19 protein-coding genes and 1 pseudogene are annotated in these 24,592 nt (G+C 62.8%); 15 read left to right on the top strand and 5 right to left on the bottom strand.

The window, feature by feature from the left end:
- Nucleotides 1-6: 6 nt before the first annotated feature.
- Entirely contained in the window at nt 7-3,213 is a 3,207-nt protein-coding gene (locus tag QFZ91_RS08410; RefSeq protein WP_429566941.1) for an efflux RND transporter permease subunit, read from the bottom strand.
- Between the two features lie 270 nt (nt 3,214-3,483).
- Here QFZ91_RS08410 and QFZ91_RS08405 point away from each other — a divergent pair, with 270 nt between their 5' ends.
- Nucleotides 3,484-3,813, top strand: a complete 330-nt coding sequence (locus QFZ91_RS08405) for a DUF4148 domain-containing protein (RefSeq protein ID WP_429485563.1) — start codon at nt 3,484-3,486, stop codon at nt 3,811-3,813.
- Between the two features lie 240 nt (nt 3,814-4,053).
- On the opposite strand, the pseudogene QFZ91_RS08400 reads toward QFZ91_RS08405, so the two are convergent.
- Nucleotides 4,054-4,242: pseudogene (locus QFZ91_RS08400) on the bottom strand (IS3 family transposase); the annotation flags it as partial.
- Nucleotides 4,243-4,760: 518 nt separating this feature from the next.
- Here QFZ91_RS08400 and QFZ91_RS08395 point away from each other — a divergent pair.
- Nucleotides 4,761-6,185, top strand: a complete 1,425-nt coding sequence (locus QFZ91_RS08395) for a PLP-dependent aminotransferase family protein (RefSeq protein WP_429566940.1) — start codon at nt 4,761-4,763, stop codon at nt 6,183-6,185.
- A gap of 365 nt (nt 6,186-6,550) precedes the next feature.
- Here QFZ91_RS08395 and QFZ91_RS08390 read toward each other — a convergent pair whose 3' ends face one another.
- The gene (locus QFZ91_RS08390) at nt 6,551-7,705 is read right to left on the bottom strand and encodes a PucR family transcriptional regulator (protein WP_429566939.1); all 1,155 of its coding nucleotides are present in this window, start codon (nt 7,703-7,705) and stop codon (nt 6,551-6,553) included.
- 465 nt (nt 7,706-8,170) lie between these two features.
- Between QFZ91_RS08390 and QFZ91_RS08385 the strand changes: the two genes are divergently transcribed.
- From QFZ91_RS08385 to QFZ91_RS08325, 13 genes are all read left to right on the top strand, one after another.
- Nucleotides 8,171-8,443, top strand: a complete 273-nt coding sequence (locus QFZ91_RS08385; RefSeq protein ID WP_176108802.1) for a YtcA family lipoprotein — start codon at nt 8,171-8,173, stop codon at nt 8,441-8,443.
- 15 nt (nt 8,444-8,458) lie between these two features.
- Nucleotides 8,459-9,499, top strand: coding sequence for a multidrug transporter subunit MdtN (mdtN, locus tag QFZ91_RS08380; protein WP_429566938.1), 1,041 nt, complete (start codon nt 8,459-8,461; stop codon nt 9,497-9,499).
- A gap of 8 nt (nt 9,500-9,507) precedes the next feature.
- A complete protein-coding gene (locus tag QFZ91_RS08375) occupies nt 9,508-11,604 on the top strand; it encodes an FUSC family protein (RefSeq protein ID WP_429566937.1) in 2,097 nt (698 codons plus the stop codon).
- A complete protein-coding gene (locus QFZ91_RS08370) occupies nt 11,601-13,088 on the top strand; it encodes an MdtP family multidrug efflux transporter outer membrane subunit (protein WP_429566936.1) in 1,488 nt (495 codons plus the stop codon). The genes QFZ91_RS08375 and QFZ91_RS08370 overlap by 4 nt, the downstream gene beginning before the upstream one ends.
- Nucleotides 13,085-13,564: a MarR family winged helix-turn-helix transcriptional regulator gene (locus QFZ91_RS08365; protein WP_429566935.1), complete on the top strand. Its 480-nt coding sequence runs from the start codon at nt 13,085-13,087 to the stop codon at nt 13,562-13,564. Before QFZ91_RS08370 ends, QFZ91_RS08365 begins: the two co-directional genes overlap by 4 nt.
- A gap of 145 nt (nt 13,565-13,709) precedes the next feature.
- On the top strand, nt 13,710-14,606 hold the full coding sequence (locus tag QFZ91_RS08360) for a helix-turn-helix domain-containing protein (RefSeq protein ID WP_429568609.1): 897 nt from the start codon (nt 13,710-13,712) through the stop codon (nt 14,604-14,606).
- 317 nt (nt 14,607-14,923) lie between these two features.
- A complete protein-coding gene (locus QFZ91_RS08355; protein WP_429566934.1) occupies nt 14,924-15,646 on the top strand; it encodes an OmpW/AlkL family protein in 723 nt (240 codons plus the stop codon).
- Between the two features lie 249 nt (nt 15,647-15,895).
- Nucleotides 15,896-17,539: a fatty acid--CoA ligase gene (locus QFZ91_RS08350; RefSeq protein WP_429566933.1), complete on the top strand. Its 1,644-nt coding sequence runs from the start codon at nt 15,896-15,898 to the stop codon at nt 17,537-17,539.
- A gap of 27 nt (nt 17,540-17,566) precedes the next feature.
- Nucleotides 17,567-18,031, top strand: coding sequence for a MaoC family dehydratase (locus QFZ91_RS08345; RefSeq protein WP_429566932.1), 465 nt, complete (start codon nt 17,567-17,569; stop codon nt 18,029-18,031).
- Between the two features lie 55 nt (nt 18,032-18,086).
- A complete protein-coding gene (locus tag QFZ91_RS08340; protein ID WP_429566931.1) occupies nt 18,087-19,793 on the top strand; it encodes an alpha/beta fold hydrolase in 1,707 nt (568 codons plus the stop codon).
- Nucleotides 19,794-19,836: 43 nt separating this feature from the next.
- Complete coding sequence (phaP, locus tag QFZ91_RS08335; protein WP_429566930.1) at nt 19,837-20,316, top strand: TIGR01841 family phasin; 480 nt, start codon at nt 19,837-19,839, stop codon at nt 20,314-20,316.
- A 67-nt stretch (nt 20,317-20,383) separates the two neighbouring features.
- Nucleotides 20,384-21,217 carry a poly(3-hydroxyalkanoate) depolymerase gene (gene phaZ / locus QFZ91_RS08330; RefSeq protein WP_429566929.1) on the top strand — a complete coding sequence of 278 codons (834 nt, stop codon included), beginning with the start codon at nt 20,384-20,386 and terminating at the stop codon, nt 21,215-21,217.
- Nucleotides 21,214-22,494 carry a DUF445 domain-containing protein gene (locus tag QFZ91_RS08325; protein ID WP_429566928.1) on the top strand — a complete coding sequence of 427 codons (1,281 nt, stop codon included), beginning with the start codon at nt 21,214-21,216 and terminating at the stop codon, nt 22,492-22,494. Before phaZ ends, QFZ91_RS08325 begins: the two co-directional genes overlap by 4 nt.
- A 12-nt stretch (nt 22,495-22,506) precedes the next feature.
- On the opposite strand, the gene QFZ91_RS08320 is transcribed toward QFZ91_RS08325, so the two are convergent.
- Nucleotides 22,507-22,785: a hypothetical protein gene (locus tag QFZ91_RS08320; protein ID WP_429566927.1), complete on the bottom strand. Its 279-nt coding sequence runs from the start codon at nt 22,783-22,785 to the stop codon at nt 22,507-22,509.
- 512 nt (nt 22,786-23,297) lie between these two features.
- On the bottom strand, nt 23,298-24,464 hold the full coding sequence (gene moaA / locus QFZ91_RS08315) for a GTP 3',8-cyclase MoaA (protein WP_429566926.1): 1,167 nt from the start codon (nt 24,462-24,464) through the stop codon (nt 23,298-23,300).
- Nucleotides 24,465-24,592 lie beyond the last annotated feature (128 nt).

The following is a 24,592-nucleotide window of genomic DNA, read 5'->3' as shown; positions in this document are numbered from 1 at the left end:
GGATCCTTATTCAACGTAAGTGGTTGCGGTGGCGCGCGCATCGTCTGTGGCGTCGCGCGCCCCGCGGCGCTTCTCGAGCCAGCCGTGCACCATGCCGAACACCACGGGCACGAACACGAGCGTCGACAGCGTGCCGATGGCAAGACCGCCGATCACGGCGCGCCCGAGCGGCGCGTTCTGTTCGCCGCCGTCGCCGAGACCGAGCGCCATCGGCAGCATGCCTATCAGCATCGCGAGCGCCGTCATCAGCACGGGCCGAAAGCGATTGAAGCCCGCGTCGAGCGCCGCGGCGAGCGGCGCCATGCCGGCGGCGAGCGACTCACGCGCTGTGTTGATGACGAGAATGCTGTTGGCCGTCGCGATGCCCATGCAGAGGATCGTGCCGGTGAGCGCCGGCACGCTGAGCGTGGTTTGCGTGACGAACAGCATCCATGCGATGCCGGCCAGCGAAGCCGGCAGCCCGCTCACGATGATGAGCGGATCGAGCCACGACTGGAAGTTCACGACCATCAGCAGGTAGACGAGCGCAATCGCGAACACGAGGCCTGCGGCGAGGCCGCTGAACGAGGCGTTCATCGACTGCACCTGGCCGCGCATGACGATCGACGAGCCCGGCGGCAACTGCGCCCGCGCGGCGGCGACGAGGCGGTTCACGTCCGAGGCGGCGCCGCCCAGGTCGCGCCCCTGGGTCGACGCAAAAATGTCGAGCACGGGCTGCACGTTGTAGTGCGAGACGACCGCCTCTTGCGAACTGCGCGAGATGGTGCCCAGCGTGCCGAGCTGGTTCTGCGGATTGACCGACACCGATGGCGTGGTTACCGGAATATTGGCGAGCGTCTGCAGCGAGTGGATGTCGTATTGCGGCACCTCGGCCATCAGGGGATAGCTCACGCCGTTGTTCGGATCGAGCCAGAAATTCGGCGTGGTCTGCGAGCTGCCGGAAAGCGCGATCAGCAGGTTCTGTGCAACGTCGCGCTGCGTGAGGCCGGCCTGCATGGCCTTGGTGCGATCGACGTTCACGTTGATCGTCGGCTCGTCGCCGGGCTGCTGGATGCGCGCGTCGACGAGCCCGCGCACGCCGCGCATCTGATCGAGCAGGCGGTTCGCGACGAGCCGGTTCTGCGCGAGCTTGTTGCCGACGATCTGCACGTCGATCGGCGCGGGCAGGCCGAAGTTCAGGATCTGGCTCACGATGTCGGCGGGCAGGAACGCGAAGGTGACGCCCGGAAACGTCGCGTCGAGCACATTGCGCAGCTTCGCGACGTATTGCGCGGTGGGCTTGTGCTTCGGCGCGAGAGTGATGAGGATGTCCGAGTCTTCGGGGCCGATGGGGTCCGAGGAATCGTAAGTGAGGTTGATGCCGCTTATCGGCACGCCGATGTTATCGAGCACCGCGGCCTGTTCAGCGGGCGGAATGACGCTGCGGATTTTCGCTTCCACTTCATCGGTGATGCGGGCCGTCTCCTCGATGCGCGTGCCGGTGGGTGCACGCAAATGCAGGCGGATCTCGCCGGTATCGACTGCCGGGAAGAAGTCACGGCCCGTAAATGGCAACAACACGAGCGAGCCAGCACAGAGCGCGAGCCACAGCACGACGAAGCGGCGGCGCTGCGCGATGGCGGCTTGCAGAAGCTTGCGATAGCGGTTGCGCAGTGCCTCGAAGCGCTTTTCAAAGCCCGCCTGGAAGCGCGTCAATGCACCGCTTATACCTCGTGTCGGTGCGGTGTGCCGTGAGGGCGCCCGCAGCAGATACATCGCAAGCGTGGGAATCAGCGTGCGCGAGAAGAAGTACGAGGCGCACATGGCAAATACCACGGCCTCGGCCATCGGCACGAACAGATACCGCGCGACGCCGGAGAGCAGGAACATCGGCACGAACACGATGCAGATGGACAGGGTCGAGACGAACGTCGGCACGGCGATCTCGCCGGAGCCGTTGAGGATGGCATCGTGCAGCGGGGCGCCGCGTTCGAGATGATGCGTGATGTTCTCGATCGCGACCGTCGCGTCGTCGACGAGGATGCCGACGGCGAGCGCGAGGCCGCCGAGCGTCATGATGTTGATGGTTTCGCCGAGCGCCGAAAGCGCGATCAGCGAAGTGAGCACGGCAAGCGGAATCGTCACGGCAATGATGAGCGTGGCGCGCCAGCTGCCGAGAAAGAGCAGGATCATCGCGGCAGTGAGGCACGCGGCAATGAGCGCCTCGCGCACCACGCCCGTAATCGCCGACTTCACGAACACCGACTGGTCGCCGAGCGGCGTGATCTTGAGCGCGTGAGGCAATCCCGCTGCAATCTTCGGCAACATCGCCTTGACCTGACCGATGATGGTAAGGGTCGAGGCGCTGCCGGTTTTTTCCACCGTGAGAAGTGCGGCGCGCTTGCCGTCGGCACGCACGATATTGGTCTGCGGCGCGTAACCGTCGATCACGTGTGCGACGTCGCGTACGTACACGACACTGCCGTTCACGGTCTTGATCGGCAGATCGTTGAGCGCGGCCACCGATTGCGTGCTGCCGTTCATCTCGACGTTGTACTCGCGCGAGCCGATTTTCGCGGTGCCACCGGGCAGGATGAGGTTCTGCGCGTTGACGGCGTTCACCACGTCGATGGGCGCGAGTCCCTTCGCCTGGAGCGCCTTCGGGTCGAGCTGCACCATGATCTGCCGGATCTTGCCGCCATAGGGCAGCGGCACGGCCGCGCCTTGCACCGTGGCGAGCTGCGTGCGGATGAAGCTGTTGCCGAGATCGTAAAGCGACTGCTCGGGCAAGGTCGTGCTCGAAAGACCCAGTTGCAGCACGGGCACCGTCGAGGCGTTGTACGTGATGATGTTCGGCGGCAGCGTGCCCGGCGGCAGGACACGCAGAATCGACGCGGAATTCGAGGCCGCCTCGGCAATCGCGCGATTGATGTCCGCACCCGGATGAAAGAACACCTTCACGACCGAAACGCCGTTGAGCGACTGCGATTCGATGTGCTCGATGTCGTCTACATCAGAGGTGAGAGCGCGCTCGTAGTTCGAGGTAATGCGATGCGCCATGTCCTCGGCCGAGAAGCCGTTGTAGCTCCAGACGATGCTGACCACGGGAATGTTGATGTTCGGAAAAATGTCGGTCGGCGTGCGCATGATGGCGAGCGGGCCGAGGATGAAGAGCAGCACGGCGAGCACGACGAACGTGTAAGGCCGTCTGAGAGCCAGTTTGACGATCCACATGACTTGTCCGGGTTGAGGCAGGGAGAGCCGCGTTCGAGGCGGCAAGGTTGGCGCAAGTATCTGGATTTCGCGATTACCCGCTGCTGACCTCGACATTACGGATTTGTCATGTACGGGACGTGCTGCCCAGATAACGAACTCGTAATCAGCAAGTCAGCTTGGGGTCAGCGCCGCCCGGCCAGAATGCAGCCCAACCCTCGCGACATCGCCGAGGGCGGCTGAAGCGGCATCGCTTCCGATGCAGCGGCCATCCATTGTGAGGTGAACATCATGAAAGCACTTGCTTCCGCATTGCTCGTTGCCTGCGCGCTCGCCGCTCCGGCGGCCGCGTTCGCACAGACCGCCGATGCGCCCGTGACGCGCGCCCAGGTAGTGGCCGATTACGTTCGTCTGGAGCAGGCGGGTTATCGGCCTGTGGCTTCGGATCCCTACTATCCTGATGACATTCAACGTGCCGAGGCCATCGTCGCGCAACAGCAGGTTCAGAATGCGGCGCCGGCAAGTGCCGCAGTTGGCGGCGTGTCGATGAAGGGCAGCTCGGACTCGGGCGCGCCGGTTGCGACCTATGTCAGCGAGCGTTCAATCTATGCAGGACATTGAGGGCGAAGGCGCGGCAAGGAAGGGGCGGCGACGACGCTGCTTGCCGCGCTTTCTGACAGCGGCGGCGCGTTCGCATTGTTATCGCTGCTGTCGCGGTCACGTTGACCGCGCCAAAATCTGAACCGGCGCGGTCCGCAAGCCGCACGATCGATATCGGCCAGGGACCGGTGTGTGTCAACGTATTTGTCATGTCACTTCACGCGCACAGCTTCAATTCGGCCGGGGGCGTGCGCTCCGGACGTGGCCAACGATTTTGCGGCTGGACACGTCCAACACCATGTACCCGTAGTAATACTCCCTCTTGACCGCCGCCGGCATCCAGGCGATGTCCCACGACCAGACCTGATTTGGTGCCTTCGCGCGATGACCGGTGACGGCCCGCGAGCAAGGCTGGCGTGCACGAACTCGGTGGTGCTGCTGCGACGCGGAAAGCCGCGAGGCAATGGTCGCTGCTCGCGGCGTGGCTGCCAGCATCTGCGCGTCGCTTTAGTGCTGACGCGCAAGCGCCGCCGCCAGCATGCGCTCGGCTAGTTACTTCATTGGTTGGCCGGCCAAGCTCGATCCGCCGATAACCGACCTTGGCATCCGTGTGCTGGATCTGCGCCAGCGGTTTATCGATCAGTCCAGCGGGGAACAGCTCCCGGGCCTTCCGATTCTTGCTTTTCTCGGTGAGAGTTGGTTCGGCCATGGGACGTAGTTTCGGTAATCGTCTTATGAACTCCGGCACACACTTAAAAAGCTGAGAGGCTCCTCTGACGACACGTTCAGCCTCGCGGTTACATGTCATTGCTTCATCCTTTCAAAAACCATAGAACGGCAGAGAGTACGGTTCTGTTAGCATCTCGACCAGCAGGGCACTGTGCTCGGTTCGCCGAGGAGCCGCTATCGCGAGTTGAACAGGGTTGCGATGCACAACTTGTCCCATGGCTGACCGGCGGAGAGGCACGGTGAAACTGTACGAACGGTTCGCAGACGATATCGAAAATCTCGTCAGACAAGGCGTATTTCGCCGCGGGGACAAGGTGCCGTCGGTACGGCAGGCCAGCCAGCAACACAGCATCAGTGTCACGACGGTCATTCGCGCATACTTGCTTCTCGAAAGCCGGGGCGTTCTGGAGAGCCGTCCGCAGTCGGGCTATTTCGTGCGATCGCATCCCGGCGGCAGCGATCGAAACGCGCTCGAACTGAAGACAACCAAGCCCATCGCGATTTCGACGTCGGTCGATGTCAGCCGGCTGGTACTTTCGACTTTGCGTTCGATCGGGCGCGACGATGCCGTGCCGCTTGGCTCTCCCTATCCGGACCCCGGTCTCTTTCCCTCCGACAAGATCAATCGCTACGCCTACGCGGCCGGCAGGGACAAGGGCCTCTGGGGCGTGACTGATGCGTTGCCTCCGGGGAACCCGAACCTGATCAGGCAGATCGCTCGCCGCTATATCGAGAATGGCATTGCAGTCGATCCGAACGAGATTGTCATCACCATCGGTGCGACGGAGGCGATCAATCTGTGTCTGCAGGCCGTCGCGAAAGCTGGCGACGTAATCGCGGTCGAGTCCCCCACGTTCTATGCCATGCTTCATGCGATCGAGCGCCTGGGCATGCGGGCTATCGAGGTGCCGACGCATCCCGAGTACGGCATCGACGTCGGCGCGCTCGCCACGATCGTGAATACGCAAACCATCGCCGCCTGCATGGTCATGCCGAATTTCCAAAACCCACTAGGGTTCCGGATGCCTGACGAGCGCAAGCGGGAACTGGTGGATTTGCTGACGAAGGTCAACATCCCGGTGATCGAGAACGCGGTCTGTAACGAGCTGTACTTCGGCAGCAGCTATCCGACGACGTTGAAAGAGTACGACAAGAAAGGACTCGTCCTGCATTGCTCATCGTTCTCGAAAAGCGTGACGGCGGCGTACCGCATCGGATGGGCGATGCCTGGTCGCTATCGCGACCAGGTTGAGAAGCTCAAGTTTCTGAATACCTTGACCACGCCTTCCATTCCTCAGCGGGCCATCGCCCGGTTTCTCGAGAAGGACGGTTACGAGCACCACCTCAGGCGCGTAAGAAAGAGCTACGAACAGCAGGCGAAGCTGATGAAGGTAATGGTCACGCGCTTCTTCCCCGACGGTACGCGAATTTCCAATCCGGCCGGCGGCTACGTGCTCTGGGTCGAGTTGCCGACCGAGGTCGACTCGATGAAGCTGTATCGGTTCGCCCTCGATGAGGGCATTACAATCGGCCCGGGCTATATGTTTTCGGTCTCGGACAGCTATAGAAACTTCATCAGGCTCAACTACAGCTATCCGTGGTCCAGCGAAATAGAACAAGCGGTCATGACTGTCGGAAGACTGGTGGCGGCATGCGCGCGATGAAGCCGCCGTGCCGGCGCCCGCATGGTGATCTATTGGCGCGAACGGCTTTGTGCAGCTTCACATGCGGCGCCGTGGCTCAGACCTCTGAGTCGCAGCCAAGCACAACGGAAGCCGTAGTGCGATAGCCGCCAACGAGCGACATCCGGACCGTATCATAGGCCCTGCCGAGCCGCTCTCGAGCTTGTCGTCGCAAAGCTCCGAGTATCGATCCAAACGGCGATGCCATTTAACGTGAATGGCGTTGGAGATTTCCTCTACGCAGACCGCGTCCGATAGCCATGCCTTGAGGTCCATGCCGTGCGCCGCGAACAGGCAGGCTTTGGACTTCGCCCACGAGAATGCAGACGATGCAAAACAAGCGCCGTTCAAACAGGACCGCCCCCGGGCTCGCGCTGGCGCAGGCTGATGGCGATATCGAGCTTCGCGATCCACCCGGCGTCGTCGAGCGACGCGCCGAGCATCTTTTCGATGCGTTCGAGCCGGTAATTTAGCGTGTTCGGGTGAATACCCAGCGCCTCGGCAGTCGTACGACGGCGCCGGCCTTGCACGAAATAAGTGGTCAGTGTGGCGAGCAGCTCGGGTTCATTGTCCAACTGCTCGATCAGCGAAACGAGGTAGCGCAATACGTTCGCCGTGCTTCGCACGCTTTCTTCCAGCGCAATCGACGAATAGCAATAAACCTTCCCCGCAATCGCGCCGCGTGGCGCATGCTCGATCGCCCTGAGCCCCTCGGTCGCGGACGCCGCCCAGCCGGCCGCACCCTGGTTCATCAGGCCGACTCCGATCGCACGAATGCCTTGCTCGGCCGCGCCAATTTTTTGCGCGCATTCGTAGGCGGTGCGGTCGCATCGGCTGATCGTCTCGCCGCGCCCGCACGGAATCCAGAAAACGGCGCGACCGTGATGCAGCACCTCGACGAGCGTCTCCGGCGGCACCTGAAAATGCCGCGCGACGCTCAACGTGAGCCGGTCGATTTCCCTGTTGCGCAGTTCGGGCGGGAGCTTGTCGAGCGCCGCATCGATCGTCAGCGCCAGGCGCGGGACGGTGGCGTCGAGCCCCAGCGCATGAATGGCGTCCGCGAAGCTCGCATGGTCGCTCGGCGCATGAAACACCACTGCATAGAGCTGCTGGACGATAGAATCGCGCCAGCGTTCCTGCTTGAATTGCTCGCCGACGTAGGCGTTCGTGAAGACTTGCGCCATATCGTCGAAATGGTCGAACAAGAACGGGGAAATTACGAACAGCATCTCGCCGGCTAGTGCCTTGTCCACTTTCGCGAGTTCCGTGCACGCATGCCAGATTTCCCGCGCGCCGAGCTGGAATGCGCGCAGGATCGACTGCAACGGAACCTGCTGGTGCACGCGCCGTCGGGCGGAATTCTCGGCTTCCGCCATCGCGTCGTCGGCTGGCGTCGCACCCGCGAGCAGCAGCGCAAACCACAGGTCTGCCGATCTGGCGACTGATCTCAGAATGTCATCCCTCACGGCGGGCGCCAGCGCCTGATATCCGTCCAGCTTCATCAGTGACGCGTAAACGCGTTCGACGATGACCGACGGGTCCGTTGCGAGGGCTGCGATCCTGCGGTGCAGTCGCTTGCTGATATTCGGTGCAGTAGACGGCACGGTGAATTAACCAGGAGATGAACGGGCATATCGAGGCGGCCGAAGGTGCAATGCCGCCGGCATTGGACCCGTGTCGCGGGCAGAACGCATGCGAAACGGGAGGTCGCGTTTGTTAGTTGATCCAAATCGATTTGTGCTTTTTGACAATTTATCACGCGTCGGCGGACGGTTACGATCTCATTCGAGTGACCGTCCGGCCAGCACGGCTTGATCGATTGCTCGCCCGATCCAGGGGCTGCGGCCGTGCGTCGTGCGGCTCCAGCGAACTCGTAACGGGCGGCGCCGGACCGGCGCTGTTTAATTGCCGCCCAATGGCGGAGGCTCACTCAGTCTTTGCATACCCGCGATGCGGGTATTTGATCAATGGCCCTATCGAACCCACTCAGGCTCGTCACGCTGACGGCCGTCGGCTTGCTGCTCGGCGGTTGCACGTTCGCGCCGTCAATTCCCGTTTTCGGCGCCGCGTTCCCCGACTGGCTGTTTTGCATCGTCGGCGGCGTCGCGGGCACGGTGATCGTCCATGTCGCGCTCGGCCGCCGCGGTGCGCGCGGCGTGCTTGAGCCGGTCGCGGTCAGCTATCCGGCGCTTTGCGCGCTGTTCGCGATGGCTGCGTGGCTGATTTTCTTCTCTCACTGATCGCGCGTACCGCTCATGAATGACAATGCTCGCGCTTCGCGCAAGAGCCGGCTCCCGGCATTGGCGATCGTCCTGATCGCCGTGGTATTGGTCGGTGTCGTGCTGTGGCGGACCGATCGCTCGCCCAGCACGGACGACGCCTACGTGTACGCCGACACCATCAACGTGGTGCCCGAGGTGAGTGGCAGGATCGTCGAGTTGCCGGTCCGGGACAATCAGCTCGTCAAGCAGGGCGATCTGTTGCTGCGGATCGATCCGCGTCCATACCAAGCCGCGCTCGATCAGGCTCGCGCCCGTCTCGACGCGCTGAACAGGCAGATCGCGCTGACCCAGCGCACGGTCAACGCGCAGCAGTACAACGCGGAGTCGGTGCAGGCGGCGGTCGAGCGCGCCCGGGCAGTGGCGAATCAGGCGGCCGACACGCTGCGGCGCACGGAGCCGTTGCTAGCGCAAGGCTATACCTCGGCGGAGGAAGTCGATCGCGCGCGCACCGCGCAGCGCTCGGCGCAGGCGGATTTGAATGCGGCGATGCTGCAATCCCAGCAGGCGCAAGCGGCCGTGAGCGGCGTCGACGCGCTCGTCGCCCAGCGTGCCGAGGTGCAAGCGCAGATCGCTATCGCGCAGCTGAATCTGGAATTCACCGAGGTGCGCGCGCCGTTCGACGGGCGAGTCGCCTCGCTACGCACGACGGTCGGGCAGTTCGCGTCCGCGCTCAAACCGGTTTTCACGCTGATCGATACACGGCACTGGTATGTCGTCGCGAACTTCCGCGAGACCGAGCTGAAGAACATCCAGCCGGGCACGCCGGCTTCGCTGTATCTGATGAGCGATACGGGCCAGCGCTTCGCGGGGGTGGTGGATTCGATCGGCTATGGCGTGCTGCCCGATGATGCAGGTTTGGTCCTCGAAGGGCTACCCCGTGTGCAACGCAGCATCAACTGGGTGCATGTGTCGCAACGCTTCCCTGTCAAGATCGCGGTGCGTGATCCGAATCCCGCGCTGTTTCGCATCGGCACGTCGGCGGTCGCGACGCTCGAGCGCGGCCCGTCGCGGTGAGCATAGGCATGAACGTCGCGGACTATCTCCCAGAGGGCCTGTGGCGGTTCGTGCGCTTCGTGCGCGACGAGATCCAGGCCTATCCGGGGCGTGCAAATGTGATGCTTCGCTGCGTGCTCGCGAGCGCGCTCGTCATCACCGCGTCCATGGCGCTTCAGGTGCCGTTTCTCGCGGTGTCGCTGATCGTCGTGTTCTACGTCACGCAGTCGAACGTCGTGATGACGCGTCTGATCGGCGTGCTGTTCATCCTCGGTTCGACATTGGCGGTCGGCAGCGCGATCCTCGTCATCAAGTTCACATACGATTTTCCGTTGCTTAGAATCCTGCTGGCGGCTGCGCTGTTTTTCGCTAGCGTCTACATGATGCGCGTTGCAAAGATCGGCGTCGTGTTTTTCCTCGTCGCCCTCGTCGTCATCTATGTACAAACCTTCGTGGATCTGACCGATCAGCCCGAGGCCCTCGTGCGGATCGCGCTGTGGGTGTGGGTCGCCACGAACTATCCGATCCTGGTCACGCTGTTGATCAACACGCTGCTGCTGCCCGCTGAGCCGGTCAGGCAGCTGGAGAGCACGATGCTCGGACAACTGAAGGCGGTCGACGCGTGTCTCGCGGACGTCGAGCGCGGCGCGCCTGCCGCGGACACACCGCGCGCCCGCGACATTCAGAGCGGCATGCTCGCGTTGCAAAAGCTGTTGCGATTCTCGACGATGCGCGACGCCGGATATCGGCGGCGCCGCGCATTCCATCTGGCTCGCGTCACTACCGTGTCGCGGCTCTATGCGGCGGCCGGGCAACTGCGCGATATGGCAACCGGCCTCCCGGACGGCAGCGCGTCGGCGCTGCGTGAAGCGTGCGATGAACTCGGGCGAAGCATTCGGTCGGGCGAACGCTTCGTCGTGCCCGATGCGCTGAACGGGACGGCCGACCTGGCGTTGCCGGGCCCGCTCGAAGAGATGCGCAATGGGCTCAACGCGTTCGCGCACCGGTCGGCGGCGCCCGACTCGACGGAGTCGAAAGAGGAGAAGGAACGCCTGCTCGTGCCCGACGCGTCGACCAATCCGGTTTACGCGCAATTTGCGCTGAAGACACTGCTCGCCGTGATGGTCGGTTACGTGCTGTACATCGGCTGCGATTGGCAAGGTATTCACACGGTGATGCTGACCTGCCTGATCGTCGCGCAGCCTAGCCTCGGGGCGACGGCGCAGCGTTCGCTGCTGCGGATCGGCGGCGCCGCTTTGGGCAGCGGCATCGCGCTGGCTATGGTGGTCTGGGTCGTACCGCACATCGACGACATCGTCGGTCTGTTGATTATCTCGCTGCCGGTGATGGCGCTCGGCGCGTGGGTCGCGGCCGGTTCAGAGCGAATCAGCTATGCCGGCGTGCAGATCATGTTCACGTTCGCGCTGTCGCTGCTCGAGCATTTCGGCCCGACGACTGACTTGACCGAGATCCGCGACCGGATGATCGGCATTGTGCTCGGCGTCGGCATATCGACGGTCGTGCACGCCACGCTGTGGCCCGAGGCGGAAGGCGAGGCGCTGCGGCAGCGCCTCGCGCGGCTGCTGCACGGTCTTGCCGGACGCCTGCGTGGGCTCGGCGCGGATGAGCCCGCGCCGGTGGCGCTGTGGGCCGAGCTGGGGGACTGCGAGGCGGTGGCTGCCCGGGTTGCCGTCGAGCCGGGCTGGCGAATGGCCGAAGGGCAATCCGAGGGCTTCACGATGCATGTGCAGACGATGCTAGCGCAAACGCGCGAAATTCTGCTGGCGGTGGATGCGCTCGATGCCGAGCGGCGCGCGCAAGCTCGGGAGGGTGTGGCCCCCGAGGCGAGCGCGTGGCGCGAGGCGGTGGGCGCATCGCTCGACGCCTACGCGGTCGACCTTACCGAGCATGCACAGGCGGTGCGGGCGCCGGCAGCCGTTTCGCTCGATGCCCTCGTCGCGCAGCTCGCGCCCAACGCGGCGGAATCGCCCAGCGACACCGCGCGGCTCGCGCATCAACGATTGCTGGATCGCGCGAGGAATCTCGCCTACCAAGTATCGCAGCTGCCCGCGTGGGGCACCGCCCGCGCCGATATGCCCCTCACCATTGAGGTCTCGCAAGCATGACCGTGTTTTCCGTTCGATCTTCTTTTCACCGCGCGGCCGCGTGCGTGGCTGCGGCATTGGCTTGTGCGCTATCTGGGTGCGCGATGATCCACCATGACGGGAAACCGTTTTCGATGATCGCCCCGCAGCAGATCCGCACCGCCGACGACATCCATCTGGCCCGCGATGGCTGGCCACAGGCGCAGTGGTGGAGCGTGTATAACGATCCGCAACTCGATTCGCTGATCGACCGCGCACTGGCGGCCTCACCGACGATCCTGGCCGCCCGCACGCGCGTCGCGCAGGCGAAGTCGGATATCGACCTGGTCCGTGCCGGCACGAATCTGCAGACCACGGCGCTCGCCGCGGTGGATCGACAGCGTGTGTCGTCCAACGGGTTCCTTGGCGCGTACTCGACTGATCAACCGCTGATCGGTGCGACCGGACCGTGGTACACGGAAGGTATCGTCGGACTCGGCGCAAGCCTCGACGTGGATATCTGGGGCAAGCAACGCGCGCAGGTGGAAGCCGCAATCGGCGTGCACAATGCGCGGCTCGCCGAAGTCGCCGCAGTTGAACTCGAAATTTCCACGGATGTCGCGCAGCTCTATTACGGTATTCAGACGACCTATCAGTTGATCGCGCTGCTGCAACAGCTGCACGACGTCGCCGCGTTCGTCGAGGACGCGCATGCCGCTCGAGCCGAGCGCGGGCTGGAGCCGGACACGCAGACCGAGATCGCGCGCGCGCAACGGCTCGCCATCGAGCGGGAGATGGTTGCAGCGCGAGGCCGGGTCACGCAGCTGCGCGAATCGTTGCGCGCGCTCGTCGGTGCGGGCCCCGACGATCTCGTCGAGATCAAGCCGGTGGCGCTGCCGCAGTCGCAGGAGCAACTGCCCTCGACGCTGTCGTACGAGCTGCTCGCGCGGCGTCCTGATTTGCAGGCGATGCGATGGTACGTGCAGGCGTCATTCGACAAGATCGACGCCGCGAAAGCCGCGTTCTATCCGAGTTTTGATATCAAGGCGTTCTTCGGCGTCAACGCGCTGCATCTTGCCGATCTGTTCACGCACGCGAGTCAGCAGATCAATCTGGTTCCTGGCCTGTATCTGCCGATCTTCGACGGCGGCCGGCTGAACGGGAACCTCGGTGCGGCGCGCACCGCGAGCAATGCGTTGATCGCCCAATACAACCAGGCGGTGCTCAATGCCGTGCGCGACGTTGCGGTGACGGGAAGCCGGCTCAGCGAGCTCGACGACGAGGCGGGGCTGCAGTCGCAGAAGATCGATGCCGAATCTTTCGCCGAGGCGAGCGCGCGGGCCCACTATGAGCACGGCCTCGGGAGCAGGCTAAGCGCGATCGAAGCGCATCAGCCGGTGCTGCTGGACCGGATTTCGCTGCTGGAGATCGATGGCCAGCGCTTGAGCCAGGACATCGCGATGTCGAAGGCGCTCGGCGGAGGCTATCGCGACGAGTCGCTTACAGCGGCGCGGGAACCCCGATGATGAATACCGCAGACAACGACACGCTTGCGGCCCCGCCGGCCGAGCCGGCCTCGATCAGGCAGTTCTCGTTGATCTTTCGGGTGCACGCGTCGGTGAAGCGGCAGGTCAACCAACATCTGCTCTCGACGCTCGCCATCACCTACTCGCAGGCTAGCGCGCTCGTGCTATTGACGCGAGGCAGCGAGGTCTCCTGTCAGGACCTCGCCGCGCTGCTGGGATGCGGGACGAGCCGGATATCGCGCTTGATGCAGGAACTGGAAAACCGGCAGCTCGTCGCACGCAGCCGCTGCCGCGTCGATCGACGCGAGCTGCGGTTGGCCCTGACCGCGGAGGGCGCCGCGCTTGCGGCGCGCGTGCCGGCCGTGATGCTCGATGCCGAGCGCGCGCTACTGCGGGTGCTGCCCCACGAAGAGCGCCGCATGTTGAGCAGGTTGCTATTGCGTGTCGTGACCAACTGCGAGCGGTCAGCCCAATGAACGCCGGCGGACCTGGTGGGGAGACGGCTCAACCGTCGCGCCGGTCGTCGTTGGCCCTGAGTTCGAGACCCATGCGGCGCGAAAACGGAACGCGCGGGCGGCGGGACACACGACGCACAGGCACTGCGCAGGTGCGGATCAATTGATGGGTGATCCAAAGGCGTCCCTGTCGATCTTGCCGGATCGCATCATCTACACCGCGCCAGGTATCACGGCGAAGGCGACGTCCCGCCCGGCGATGGTGGTGGTCGTCGGTACGCGGGGCGCGGTGCGGCTCCAAACGGCAGACGAAACCCATACAGCGCGGGTCATACTCGTCGCCCCGAACGTTGTGCGCTCGATCGAAGCTCGTGACGTGGGGCTGTACAGCATCCAGCTGGACGCGGCGAGCGCGCTCGGCCAAAGTTTGTTCAAGAACGTGTTGCGAGGAAAGCGGGTCGTCGACGTTTCGGACCGGGCGGACGGGTCTGTCATGCGAATCGCTGAAGCGGCTCAGAATCAAACACAGGAATGCGAAGCGATGCGCGCGGGTTCACAGCGAATGTTGGACGCGCTGTTCGTACAAGCGGCGAGATCGCAATCGACCGATGCGCGTGTCGACGCGGTGGCCTGCTGGCTTCGCACGCACCTTCCGCTGCGCACGGAGCCGGCGCGATTGGCCGGTCTCTGTGGCCTTTCGGAGAGCCGCCTTGCCCATCTTTTTGCGCAAGCGACCGGAAGTGCGATGCGCGAGTATCTGCTCTGGACCAAGATGCGCAAGGCAGCAGAGATGTTTGCCGCAGGCTCGACGCTGACGGAGATCGCCCATTCGACGGGTTTCGCCGATCTCGCGCATCTGACCAGGACGTTCAAGCGGTACTTCGACCTTACTCCTTCATTTCTCTCCAATCCTGGCCTCGTGCGCGTGCAGGTCAGCAGGGAACTCGTCGGCGGCGGGAAGCCACCGCGCTCGCGCATTGCCAGCAAGCCCCCCGCGCATGACGACGATGGCTCTGTCGCGGACGCCATCGATCGTCCTCCGAAGCCGTTCGTCAGCCGGTAGCGCTGCGAAACGGACGGCGCGCACTGCGTCGGTCGCCCACCCAAGCCACGCTTCCATCACCTTTCGAACCGCTCCCTGCCGCGAGATTCAACGTCGCGCCGCATTGCCATGCTTCTGCGGCGCTCTCTCGACACAGAAGGGTTTTCCCGAACGAGAAACGGCAGTTTCGTTCAAGACGCTGCATGCATGCTCCTACACAATCAGGACTAAGGAAGGCGGCTATTTACACACGCATTGCAACACAAAGCGATTTCGTAGCTGTTTCACTGAAAATCGCGGGACAAATAACTCGAAACTAAATTAGAGGGTGACAAATCGTGAGACGAGGCCATTTCATCGCCGTTGCAAGTGTAGTCGTGGCAAGCGCGAGCGCTCATGCGCAATCCGCCGGAAGCAATGTCGTGGGGGCAGGCTGGCTGCGCCTGGCACCACAAACCTCGAGCGATCCACTCGAGGTCGGAGGACAGGCCGTACCGAACACGGGTGCGAGTGTGGACAACGCAGATACCGTCGGCATTACGTTTACCCATTTCTTTACCGATAACATCGCATTGGAAACGGTGCTCGGTATCCCGCCGAAATTCAAGTTTTATGGGACCGGCGCGCTGGAGGCCCCATCTATCAATCCTCTTGGGGACGTCAGACAGTGGAGCCCGACGCTATTGCTGAAATACTATTTCCTGTCTGCGCAGTCGAGATGGCGTCCTTATGCCGGTTTGGGCGTCAGCTATATCTGGTTCACCAATGCCCATGTGAGTCCCGCTTTTCAGCAATCGCTAAGCCAGCAATTCACCAATGGCCAGAGCGCGTCGTTACCGACCAGTGCCCATGTCGATAGCGAGTGGTCGCCGGTCTTCAATGCCGGGGTCACCTTGAATTTCAGCGAGCATTGGTCGGGCGTTCTTTCGTTTTCCTATCTGCCGTTCGGAACCAAGGCCAACTTGACCACCACGCTTCCTCGCGGCGGAACCGTTCACAGTGTGGCAAAGGTCACTCTTGATCCGCTGGTGACGCTTGTGTCAGTCAATTATCGGTTTTGAGCGCCGGTGACGGTTGCCGCGGCCTTGTGGGATAGAACGTCAGACAGGCCGTTGCGACGTCATTGCGTCGCGCGGCCCTGATCGGGGGCTGGAAAATTCGTTGTAGCTGTAGGTGTTCGTCCAGACAGTACTCGAGTCTGTTCTGCTCCACCAACGAACCGGTGCTGATTTCAACCGGGCGCACAGTGTGCGACCTGGCTTTACGGGCCTGTGCTTGGCCGCCCCTTACCACGACTTCAGGAGACACCCATGCAAGACGCCGTGCGCAATTCGACGCCATTTCCCTACGCCTATCCGCTGCTGATCAAGCAGTTGCTGCACACGTCGTTCGTTCAGGCGCCGAACCAGGAAATCGTCTACCGCGGCGAGTTGCGGCTAACCTACACGGCGCTGCGCGAGCGCATTGCGCGGCTCGCAAGCGGCCTGCACGCTCTGGGCGTTCGCCTCGGCACTACCGTTGCCGTGATGGATTGGGATAGCCATCGTTATCTGGAATCGTACTTTGCGGTGCCGATGATGGGCGCCGTGCTCCAGACGGTCAACGTGCGGCTCTCGCAAGCGGAGATCGCCTACACGATCAATCACGCGCGCGCCGAAGTGCTGATCGTTCACTCTGACTTCCTGCCCGTCGTGGAAGCCATCAAGGACCAGCTGGAAACCGTTCGGACGTTCATTCCTATCGACGAACCGGACAGCGAAGCGTTGGCGGAAACGATCGCGTTCGTAACCGACTACGAGGCAATGCTCGCCGCAAGCGCGTCCACGTATGACTTCCCCGACTTCGACGAGAACACTCGCGCCACCACTTTCTATACGACGGGCACGACGGGCTTGCCGAAGGGCGTGTACTTCTCGCACCGTCAACTGGTTCTGCACACCGTCACGCTGATGGCGGCTCTGGCGAGCCCCGTGTCTGGCCAGCGCTTCCATCGCGGGGACGTGTACATGCCGGTCACGCCGATGTTCCATGTGCACGCGTGGGGCATGCCGTACATCGCGACGGCGCTCGGCGTAAAGCAGGTTTATCCGGGACGGTATGCGCCCGAGCGTCTCATACAACTGGTTCGCGACGAGGGCGTCACGTTCTCGCACTGCGTCAGCACGCTGCTGCACATGATGCTCTCGTGCGACGAAGCAAAACATGTGGATCTAAGCCGATGGAAGATCGTAATCGGCGGAGGCGCGCTGCCGCATGGTCTTGCGCGCGCCGCGCTCGACCGCGGCATCGACGTGTTCGCCGGCTATGGCATGTCGGAGACCTGCCCCGTGCTGAGCCTCGCGCAATTGCCGCCGCGCACGGAGCCACTCGATCTCGACGAAGAAGTGCGCCTGCGCTGCAAGACGGGCTTTCCGGTTCCGCTCGTCGACCTGCGCATCGTGAACGAACACATGCAGGAGGTCGCGCACGACGGCAAGGCGTATGGCGAGATCGTTGTGCGTACGCCGTGGCTCACTCAGGGCTATCTGAACAACGCGGAGGCCTCCGAGCAGTTGTGGGCTGGCGGCTTTCTGCACACACAGGACATCGCGAATATCGACGAGACGGGCAACGTCCAGATTACCGATCGCATCAAAGATGTCATCAAGTCGGGCGGCGAATGGATATCTTCGCTTGAAATCGAAAGCCTGATTTCCCTGCACCCGGGCGTTGCCGAAGTGGCTGTGATTGGCATCAAGGACGACAAGTGGGGCGAGCGTCCCGTCGCGCTGGTCGTGCCGAAAAAGGACGCGCCGCTGAGCGAAGTCGATGTCAAGGAGCACGTGATGGGATTCAGCAAAACAGGGCAGATCTCGAAGTACGCGGTGCCGCAAATCGTCAGGTTCGTCGACGAGTTGCAGAAAACGAGTGTCGGCAAGTTGAACAAGAAGTGGTTGCGCGAACAGTTTTCCTGACTTGTTGCATCTGAAGGAGCATGCACGATGAACCTCAACGAATACAGCATTGCCACGCTCGAAAGCTTTGTCGGCCGCGAACTGGGCGTGTCGGATTGGCTCGCCGTCGATCAAGGGCGTATCGACGCGTTTGCTGCCTGCACCGGCGACCGGCAATGGATACACGTCGATGTCGAGCGGGCGAAACGCGAGAGCCCGTTCGGCGGCACGATTGCGCACGGCTATCTGACGCTGTCGCTGCTCGCGTCCCTGGCGATCGAGATCGGACTGATTCCAGACGACGCATCCGCGGGCCTGAACTACGGACTGGACAGGGTGCGCTTCATGACGCCCGTCAAGGCGGGGTCGCGCGTTCGAAGCCGCGTGACGCTGATGTCGGCGGAAAAAAAGCCAGGCGATCGGATCATCATTAAAACGGTGAACGAGTTGCAGATCGAGGGCGAGGCCAAACCGGCGCTGATCGCCGAGTCACTCGTCATGCTCGCGGCGTAACGCGATGTGATACCCAAGGAGGGGGCGGAGGATGGCGGCAATAGGGAAAATCAAGATGAGGAGTACAGAGGAAGCCTCGGTCCGCAACACGCGGGCGAACGATGCCGCAGCGTTGGCGGCGAACGGCACGCCGGGTCCGAATCCGTTCGTCGGGCTGCGTCCGTGCGACATTCTGGCAACGGTGCAGCAGGTCTGCGCTCAGGCGCTGCGTCAGCCTTCACTCGTGCTTGAGCAGGAAGCGGCGCTCGTGCGCGATCTGATGGAGGTATTCGACGGCAGCGCGGATTGCAAACCGCCAAAAAGCGATAGGCGCTTCAGCGATCCGGCGTGGCGCGACATGCCGATATACCGGATGACGATGCAAGGTTACGTCACATGGTGCAACGCATTGACAGGATTCGTAGACCGTTCCGCCCTCGACGCGAAATCGAAGGATCGAGCGCAATTCGTGCTATCGCTCTTCACCGATGCCGTATCGCCGACCAACACCCTTCTCGGCAACCCGGCGGCGCTGAAGAAAGTGATGGATTCCGGCGGCGCGAGCCTGCTTGGAGGTCTGCGCAATCTCGTGATGGATATACTGCAAAACCAGGGTATGCCCGCGCAGGTGAACAAGACGGCGTTCAAGGTGGGCGAGAACCTCGGCACCTCGCCGGGCGCGGTGGTGTTTCGCAACGAAGTACTCGAACTGATCCAGTACGCGCCCGCGACGGAGCGGGTATTCGCCCGTGCGCAACTGATCGTGCCGCCACAGATCAATAAGTTTTATGTGTTCGATCTGTCCGACGGCAAGAGCATCGTCGACTATCTCGTGAAAAGCGAATTCCAGGTGTTCGTCGTGAGCTGGCGCAATCCGACTGCGGAGCAAAGCCACTGGGATCTCGATACCTACGTGGCCGCGTTACTCGAAGCGATCGCGGCGGTGCGCGAAATCACCGGCCATGACGATGTCAATCTGCACGGCGCGTGCTCGGGCGCGATGACAATTTCTGCGCTGCTTGGTCATCTCGCGAGCCGCGGCGACACGAGCGTCCATTCCGCGACGCTGATGGTCGCAGTGCTCGACAACACGGCGGACTCGCAGATCGGTCTGTTCGCGACGCCGGAAATGATTGCGGCCGCGAAGCAGAACAGTACCTCGAAAGGCGTGCTGGCCGGCGAGGAAATGGGCCGCGTGTTCGCGTGGATGCGGTCCAACGATCTCGTCTGGCACTACTGGGTCAACAACTATCTGCTCGGCAAGGCGCCGCCCGCGTTCGACATCCTGTACTGGAACAACGACGCGACCCGTCTGCCCGCGCGTCTTCATGGGCAACTGCTCGACATCTTCACGGGCAACCTGTTCAGCAAGCCCGGTGCGCTGAGCGTGCTAGGTACGCCGATCGACCTGTCTGAAGTCACGTGCGAGAAATATGTCGTGGCAGGCATGACCGATCACATCACGCCGTGGAAGGGCGTCTACAACACCGCGCGCGCTTTCGGCGGCACGACCCGCTTCGTGCTGAGTTCGGCCGGGCATATCCAGAGCCTGATCAATCCGCCCGGCAACCCTAAGGCGCAGTTTTTCCTCAATCCTGATCTGCACACGGATGCTGACTCATGGCTGGCGAACGCCGTGGCCGAGAAGGATTCCTGGTGGGACGACTGGCGCAAGTGGCTCGCAGGTCAATCGGGCGAGCGCCGCGTAGCACCGGGTGCCGTCGGTAGCGCGCGGAATCCATCTGGCGCGAAGGCACCGGGAACCTACGTAGTGGAAGCATGACGTTCACCATTTTCTTCAACGCAGTCACTATGGAGTCACGACGATGGCATCGACCAGCACGACCAACACGGCCAACCCGATCAGCACGGACAGCACGACCAACCTCACGGGCACGACGAGCATCTTCGGCGAGTACGCAAAGCTCATCGGACAGTTCAAGCTGCCCATCCTCGATGTCAACGCGATTCTCGAATCCCGCAGCAAGGACATCGACGCAATCGCCGAAGCCCACACTACCTCGCTTGCAGGCGTGCGGTCGCTCGCGCAGAAGCAACTAGAGATCGTTCGCACGACGCTCGGCGCGGTGCAGGCGTTGTTCGCTCCCGTGACGCAGTCCGGCGAGCAGCCCATCACCAGCAGGGGAGAGAACGCCAGGCAGACGCTGCATAAAGCGCTCGTCGAGGTTAAGGATCTCGCGGACACGGCTTATCGCGCGCAGTCGGACGCCCTCGCCGTAGTGACCAAACGCGCGGCCGAGGATGTCGAAGAGCTGAAGGCGCGGCTTCTGCCGAAGAAGAAGTAACGCAACGCAGCGCGTGCGGCACGCCGGGGAATGCAAACCCATCCAGAAGAACTTTTGGAAGCCGGAAATGTACATGAGCCCTGAGTCTGACTGCCGCATGCAAATCCGGCTGTTCGATCTGGATGGCCAGACCTTGCGCGTCGCAACGTGGCAGGGCAGCGACGCATCGCCGCCGCTGCTCATTTTCAACGGTATCGGCGCGAATCTCGAACTGGTTGAACCGTTCGTCGCTGCGCTCGACGATGTGAGCGTGATCATCTTCGACGTGCCGGGCGTCGGCGGTTCGCCGACGCCCGTCGTGCCGTACCGCTTTTCGACGTTGTCGGCGTTGACCGACAAGCTGCTGTCGCGTCTCGGCTACGACGGCGAAGTCGATGTGCTCGGCGTATCGTGGGGCGGCGCGCTGGCGCAGCATTTCGCGCATCTGTATCCGCGCCGCTGCCGGCGCCTAGTTCTGGCGGCCACTTCGCCCGGAGTACTGATGGTACCGGGCAAGCTTTCCGTGCTGACGAAGATGATCAGGCCGCGCCGCTACACCGATCCCACCTACATGCAGGAAGTCGGGGCGGACCTCTACGGCGGCGCATACCGGCGCGACGCGTCACTGCTCGAGGCGCACAGCCGGCACATGCAGCCGCCGCGTGGACGTGGCTACCTGTATCAGTTGTTTGCCGTTTCGGGCTGGACGAGCCTGCCGTGGCTCGGCACGTTACGCCAGACGACGCTGGTGATGCATGGCAACGACGACCCGATCGTGCCGCTGATCAACGCGAAGATTCTCGCGGCACGTATCCGTCAAGCGACGCTCTATGTGATCGACGACGGCCACCTGTTTCTGATCTCGCGTGCGAACGAAGTTGCGCCAGTCGTGCACCGGTTCCTGCGGCAGGAGACGCGTTGAGTCTCTCCGGCGGCGGCGACGGCACGCGGCCGGCAACGGGCGATGCACGCGAAGACGACAAGGTTCATGGCCTCGCTCGCATGCGGCGGAGTGCGTCGGCGCTGCTCCTACTGATGAGCGTATTGCTGCTCGCATGTGTGGCGTGGCAGGGCGATCACGCGTGGGTTGCGTGGCCGCGCGCGTTCGCTGAGGCGGGGATGGCGGGCGCGATCGCGGACTGGTATGCCGTGGTCGCGCTGTTTCGCCACCCGTTGGGCTTGCGGCTGCCCCATACGGCGATCATTCCGAAGAGCCAGCCGCGCATTGCGGAGAGCCTCGGCGGTTTCGTAGAAGAGCATTTTCTGCAGCCGGAGCTGATCATCGCCAGATTGCGCGGTCATAATGCGGCGCAGGCGCTCGCGCGCTGGCTGGCGCAGTCGGAAAACAGCCGCGGCCTCGCTGACGTGGTGGCGGATTCGCTGGGGAGGCTTATCGACGGCATGGAGGAAGCGCAGATCGCGTGGCTGTTCGAGCGCATCGTCGCGCCGCAGTTGCGCACGCTCGATGTCGCGCGCGTGGCGGGCGACGCGCTCGATGTGCTGACGCAAGGCGACCGGCATCGGCCTCTGCTCGACCACGGACTCGCGGCGTTTGAAAAGTGGCTGACGTCGAACACCGACATGATAAAGGCCAAGTTCAGCGAGGCGTCAAGGTATACGCCCGCGCCGTTGGACGCTTACATCGTGCGCAAGTTCATCGAAGGCATCCTCGCGCTGCTGCACGAGGTGGCGGCGAACCACGAGCACGCGCTGCGCCGCCAATTCGACGAGGCCTTGCAAACGCTGATCGTGCAGTTGCGAACATCGGCGGCGCATCGCCGGTTCGGCAAGTCGCTGCTGCGCGACTGCATTCGACTTTTTGGCCGGGCCGGCGGCTATCGCGGGCTGCTCGACTGGCTGCGCACGCGCATGGTCGCCGACCTCGGCCGCGAGCAGTCGGCTGTGCGCGACGTGCTCGCGCGCACGCTGATGTCGCTCGGCAGGCGCATCGCCCGCGAGCCTGCGATGCAGCGCCAGCTCAACGTGTGGTGGCTCGAGCTAGCGCGTGAACTCGTCACGCGCTATCGGCATTTGTTATCCGCACTCATCACCGAAGTCGTCAAAAGCTGGAACGCGGGCGAAGTCAGCCGCAAAATTGAAATCGAAATCGGTCGGGAACTGCAATGCGTGCGCATCAACGGAACGTTTGTTGGCGGTGTGGTCGGTGTGCTGATTCATGCGGTAACGCTTGTCGCCTGAGGCGACGCCGTATCAATCGGCCGCCACCGCCTGGTCGTTCCGGCGCAGCCAGACGATAGCGAGAACAGTACGGCGGCGCACTGCGAGATAGTCGTTGTGACGGTTTCCGACGCATCGCAACGCGAACGTCAGCGACGCGACGGCTTCCTCTGTACGGTTCCGTGGCATCGCCAGCGACGCCACTGCGATGGCGCGGAACGTTTCGATCTCCGGCGAGGGCTGTTTCGATGCGGCGGTGCGCGAGCCAGTCAGTCGATTCAGTTGCGTGACGCTTGACGCAGCTTCCGTCACCTGCCTTCCCTCAGATAAAAGGCGGGGGCGCCCGACCTGGACGCCCGAAATCAGTCCGTCCCAGCGGCGCGTGGGCGAGGCTCTCCGCATGATCGAGCAACGTGTAAGCTTGCTCGATGTTCCCCGCTGGCGATGTGCACGGGCACCCGACAGGCGAAGAACGTGCTGTCGAGAAGAACTGCGAGGTCAATCACTGGTATTAGGTCGACCGGGAGATTGGGCCTCGTCGAGCCGTCCCTGTTCGTAGCGGATATGTGCAATCACTGCATGCACAGCGCGGCCGCGATGGGCTATGACACGAATGCCGCTCGGCGAGCCGAATAGACTCGGTGAACTAGCGTCCCGCAAGCAAAAAATGCATCTGCTGCATCTCAGCTTGACTCAGCAAACAGAGCCGGTAGACAGACGCGAACACATTGCGCTGATCTTCCTCGATCCAATCAGGAATCCACAGCGTCGAGTACAGCCCTTCGAGGTTGCCTGCTTTTAACGCTTTCAATCTCGTCAAGCATCTAGCCGCCAACGAGCGACATCCGGACCGTAGGATAGGCCTTGCCGGAGCCGCTCTTGCGTCTATCGTCACGAAGCTCCGAGTATCGATCCATGCGGCGATGCCATTCAACGCGAATGGCGTTGGAGATTTCCTCTACGCAGACCGCGTCCGACAGCCATGGCTTGAGGTCCATGCCGTGCGTCGCGAACAGGCAGTTGTACATTTGACCGTCGGCTGACGCGCGAACCCGGGAACACGAGCCGCAGAATGGACTGGACATGCTCGAGACGAAACCCACCTCGCCTTTGCCGTCGGCGTACTTGTAGCTGACAGCTGTGTCATTAGCGCGGCGAGGCGGCGTGGAAACCAGGGGGAAGGCCGACTCGACGATTTCTCTCGCCTCGTCGCTGGTTAGCACTTTAGATTTCGCCCACGCGCTTGCACCGCCGACGTCCATGTACTCAATGAACCTCACAATGACTCCCGTCCCCCGGAAGCGACGAGCGATTGGCAATATCTGACTTTCATTCACACCGCGCTCGATCACTGCATTGACCTTGACCGGCGCCAGACCGGCCGCCAAGGCGGCGTCGATGCCGTCCAGGACCCGGGTCACCGGAAAGCGGACACCGCTCATGCGCCTGAAAATGGCGTCATCGACACTGTCCAGACTGACCGTCACGCGCGAGAGCCCCGCATTCCGCAGTGCGCGCGCCCTGACGCCCAGGAGCGAACCGTTCGTCGTCAGGGCCACTTCGACCGGTTTCCCGCTTGTCGTCTTGAGTGTTGCCAGCTTTTCAATCAACGTTTCCAGGTTGCGTCGCAAAAGCGGCTCGCCGCCAGTGATCCGAATCTTCTCGACGCCGAGCGAGGTGAACGCTTTCGCCATTTTCACCATCTGTTCAAAAGACAAGAGTGCAGACGATGAAAGAAACGGATAGTCGTTGCCGAACACTTCCTTTGGCATGCAGTAAGCGCAGCGGAAATTGCATTGGTCGATAACCGACAAGCGCAAATCCCGAAGCGGACGGCCGAGGCCATCGCGAGTGTCGGCACGAGGTTCGATCGGCCCTTGGCTTTGGGCCGCGGTGCCGGCTGATGGTGCGTATTCGCTGACGCTCACGACGTGTTCCTTTAACTTGTACGGAATGACCACTGCACGAGTGCTGCGCGAGCAACGATCCATCGCTGGGTCGGAGCGGGCGCGACAAGTGCGTCGACGAAAGGATAGGGCATCCGCGCTGGCGACATGCGCACAGACAGCCTCCGCTCGCGGGAGCACAGTTCGGCGAGGAGGGCGTTATGTCAGGTGCG

The sequence above is a fragment of the Paraburkholderia sp. JPY419 genome (assembly GCF_050435705.1).
In the GTDB taxonomy this organism is placed as follows: Bacteria; Pseudomonadota; Gammaproteobacteria; order Burkholderiales; family Burkholderiaceae; genus Paraburkholderia; species Paraburkholderia youngii.
Note: the sequence above shows the minus strand (reverse complement) of the source record. Positions and strands in the feature narration are given on the sequence as shown.

Excerpts from the sequence above, each read along its gene's own strand:
- QFZ91_RS08360 (WP_429568609.1), top strand. The coding sequence starts at position 13,710 with ATGGGTGATCCAAAGGCGTCCCTGTCGATCTTGCCGGATCGCATCATC.
- QFZ91_RS08340 (WP_429566931.1), top strand. The coding sequence starts at position 18,087 with ATGAGGAGTACAGAGGAAGCCTCGGTCCGCAACACGCGGGCGAACGAT.
- phaP (WP_429566930.1), top strand. The coding sequence starts at position 19,837 with ATGGCATCGACCAGCACGACCAACACGGCCAACCCGATCAGCACGGAC.
- QFZ91_RS08385 (WP_176108802.1), top strand. The coding sequence starts at position 8,171 with ATGGCCCTATCGAACCCACTCAGGCTCGTCACGCTGACGGCCGTCGGC.
- mdtN (WP_429566938.1), top strand. The coding sequence starts at position 8,459 with ATGAATGACAATGCTCGCGCTTCGCGCAAGAGCCGGCTCCCGGCATTG.
- QFZ91_RS08370 (WP_429566936.1), top strand. The coding sequence starts at position 11,601 with ATGACCGTGTTTTCCGTTCGATCTTCTTTTCACCGCGCGGCCGCGTGC.
- QFZ91_RS08365 (WP_429566935.1), top strand. The coding sequence starts at position 13,085 with ATGATGAATACCGCAGACAACGACACGCTTGCGGCCCCGCCGGCCGAG.
- QFZ91_RS08375 (WP_429566937.1), top strand. The coding sequence starts at position 9,508 with ATGAACGTCGCGGACTATCTCCCAGAGGGCCTGTGGCGGTTCGTGCGC.
- QFZ91_RS08405 (WP_429485563.1), top strand. The coding sequence starts at position 3,484 with ATGAAAGCACTTGCTTCCGCATTGCTCGTTGCCTGCGCGCTCGCCGCT.
- QFZ91_RS08390 (WP_429566939.1), bottom strand. The coding sequence starts at position 7,705 with ATGAAGCTGGACGGATATCAGGCGCTGGCGCCCGCCGTGAGGGATGAC.
- QFZ91_RS08350 (WP_429566933.1), top strand. The coding sequence starts at position 15,896 with ATGCAAGACGCCGTGCGCAATTCGACGCCATTTCCCTACGCCTATCCG.
- QFZ91_RS08345 (WP_429566932.1), top strand. The coding sequence starts at position 17,567 with ATGAACCTCAACGAATACAGCATTGCCACGCTCGAAAGCTTTGTCGGC.
- moaA (WP_429566926.1), bottom strand. The coding sequence starts at position 24,464 with ATGGATCGTTGCTCGCGCAGCACTCGTGCAGTGGTCATTCCGTACAAG.
- QFZ91_RS08410 (WP_429566941.1), bottom strand. The coding sequence starts at position 3,213 with ATGTGGATCGTCAAACTGGCTCTCAGACGGCCTTACACGTTCGTCGTG.
- phaZ (WP_429566929.1), top strand. The coding sequence starts at position 20,384 with ATGTACATGAGCCCTGAGTCTGACTGCCGCATGCAAATCCGGCTGTTC.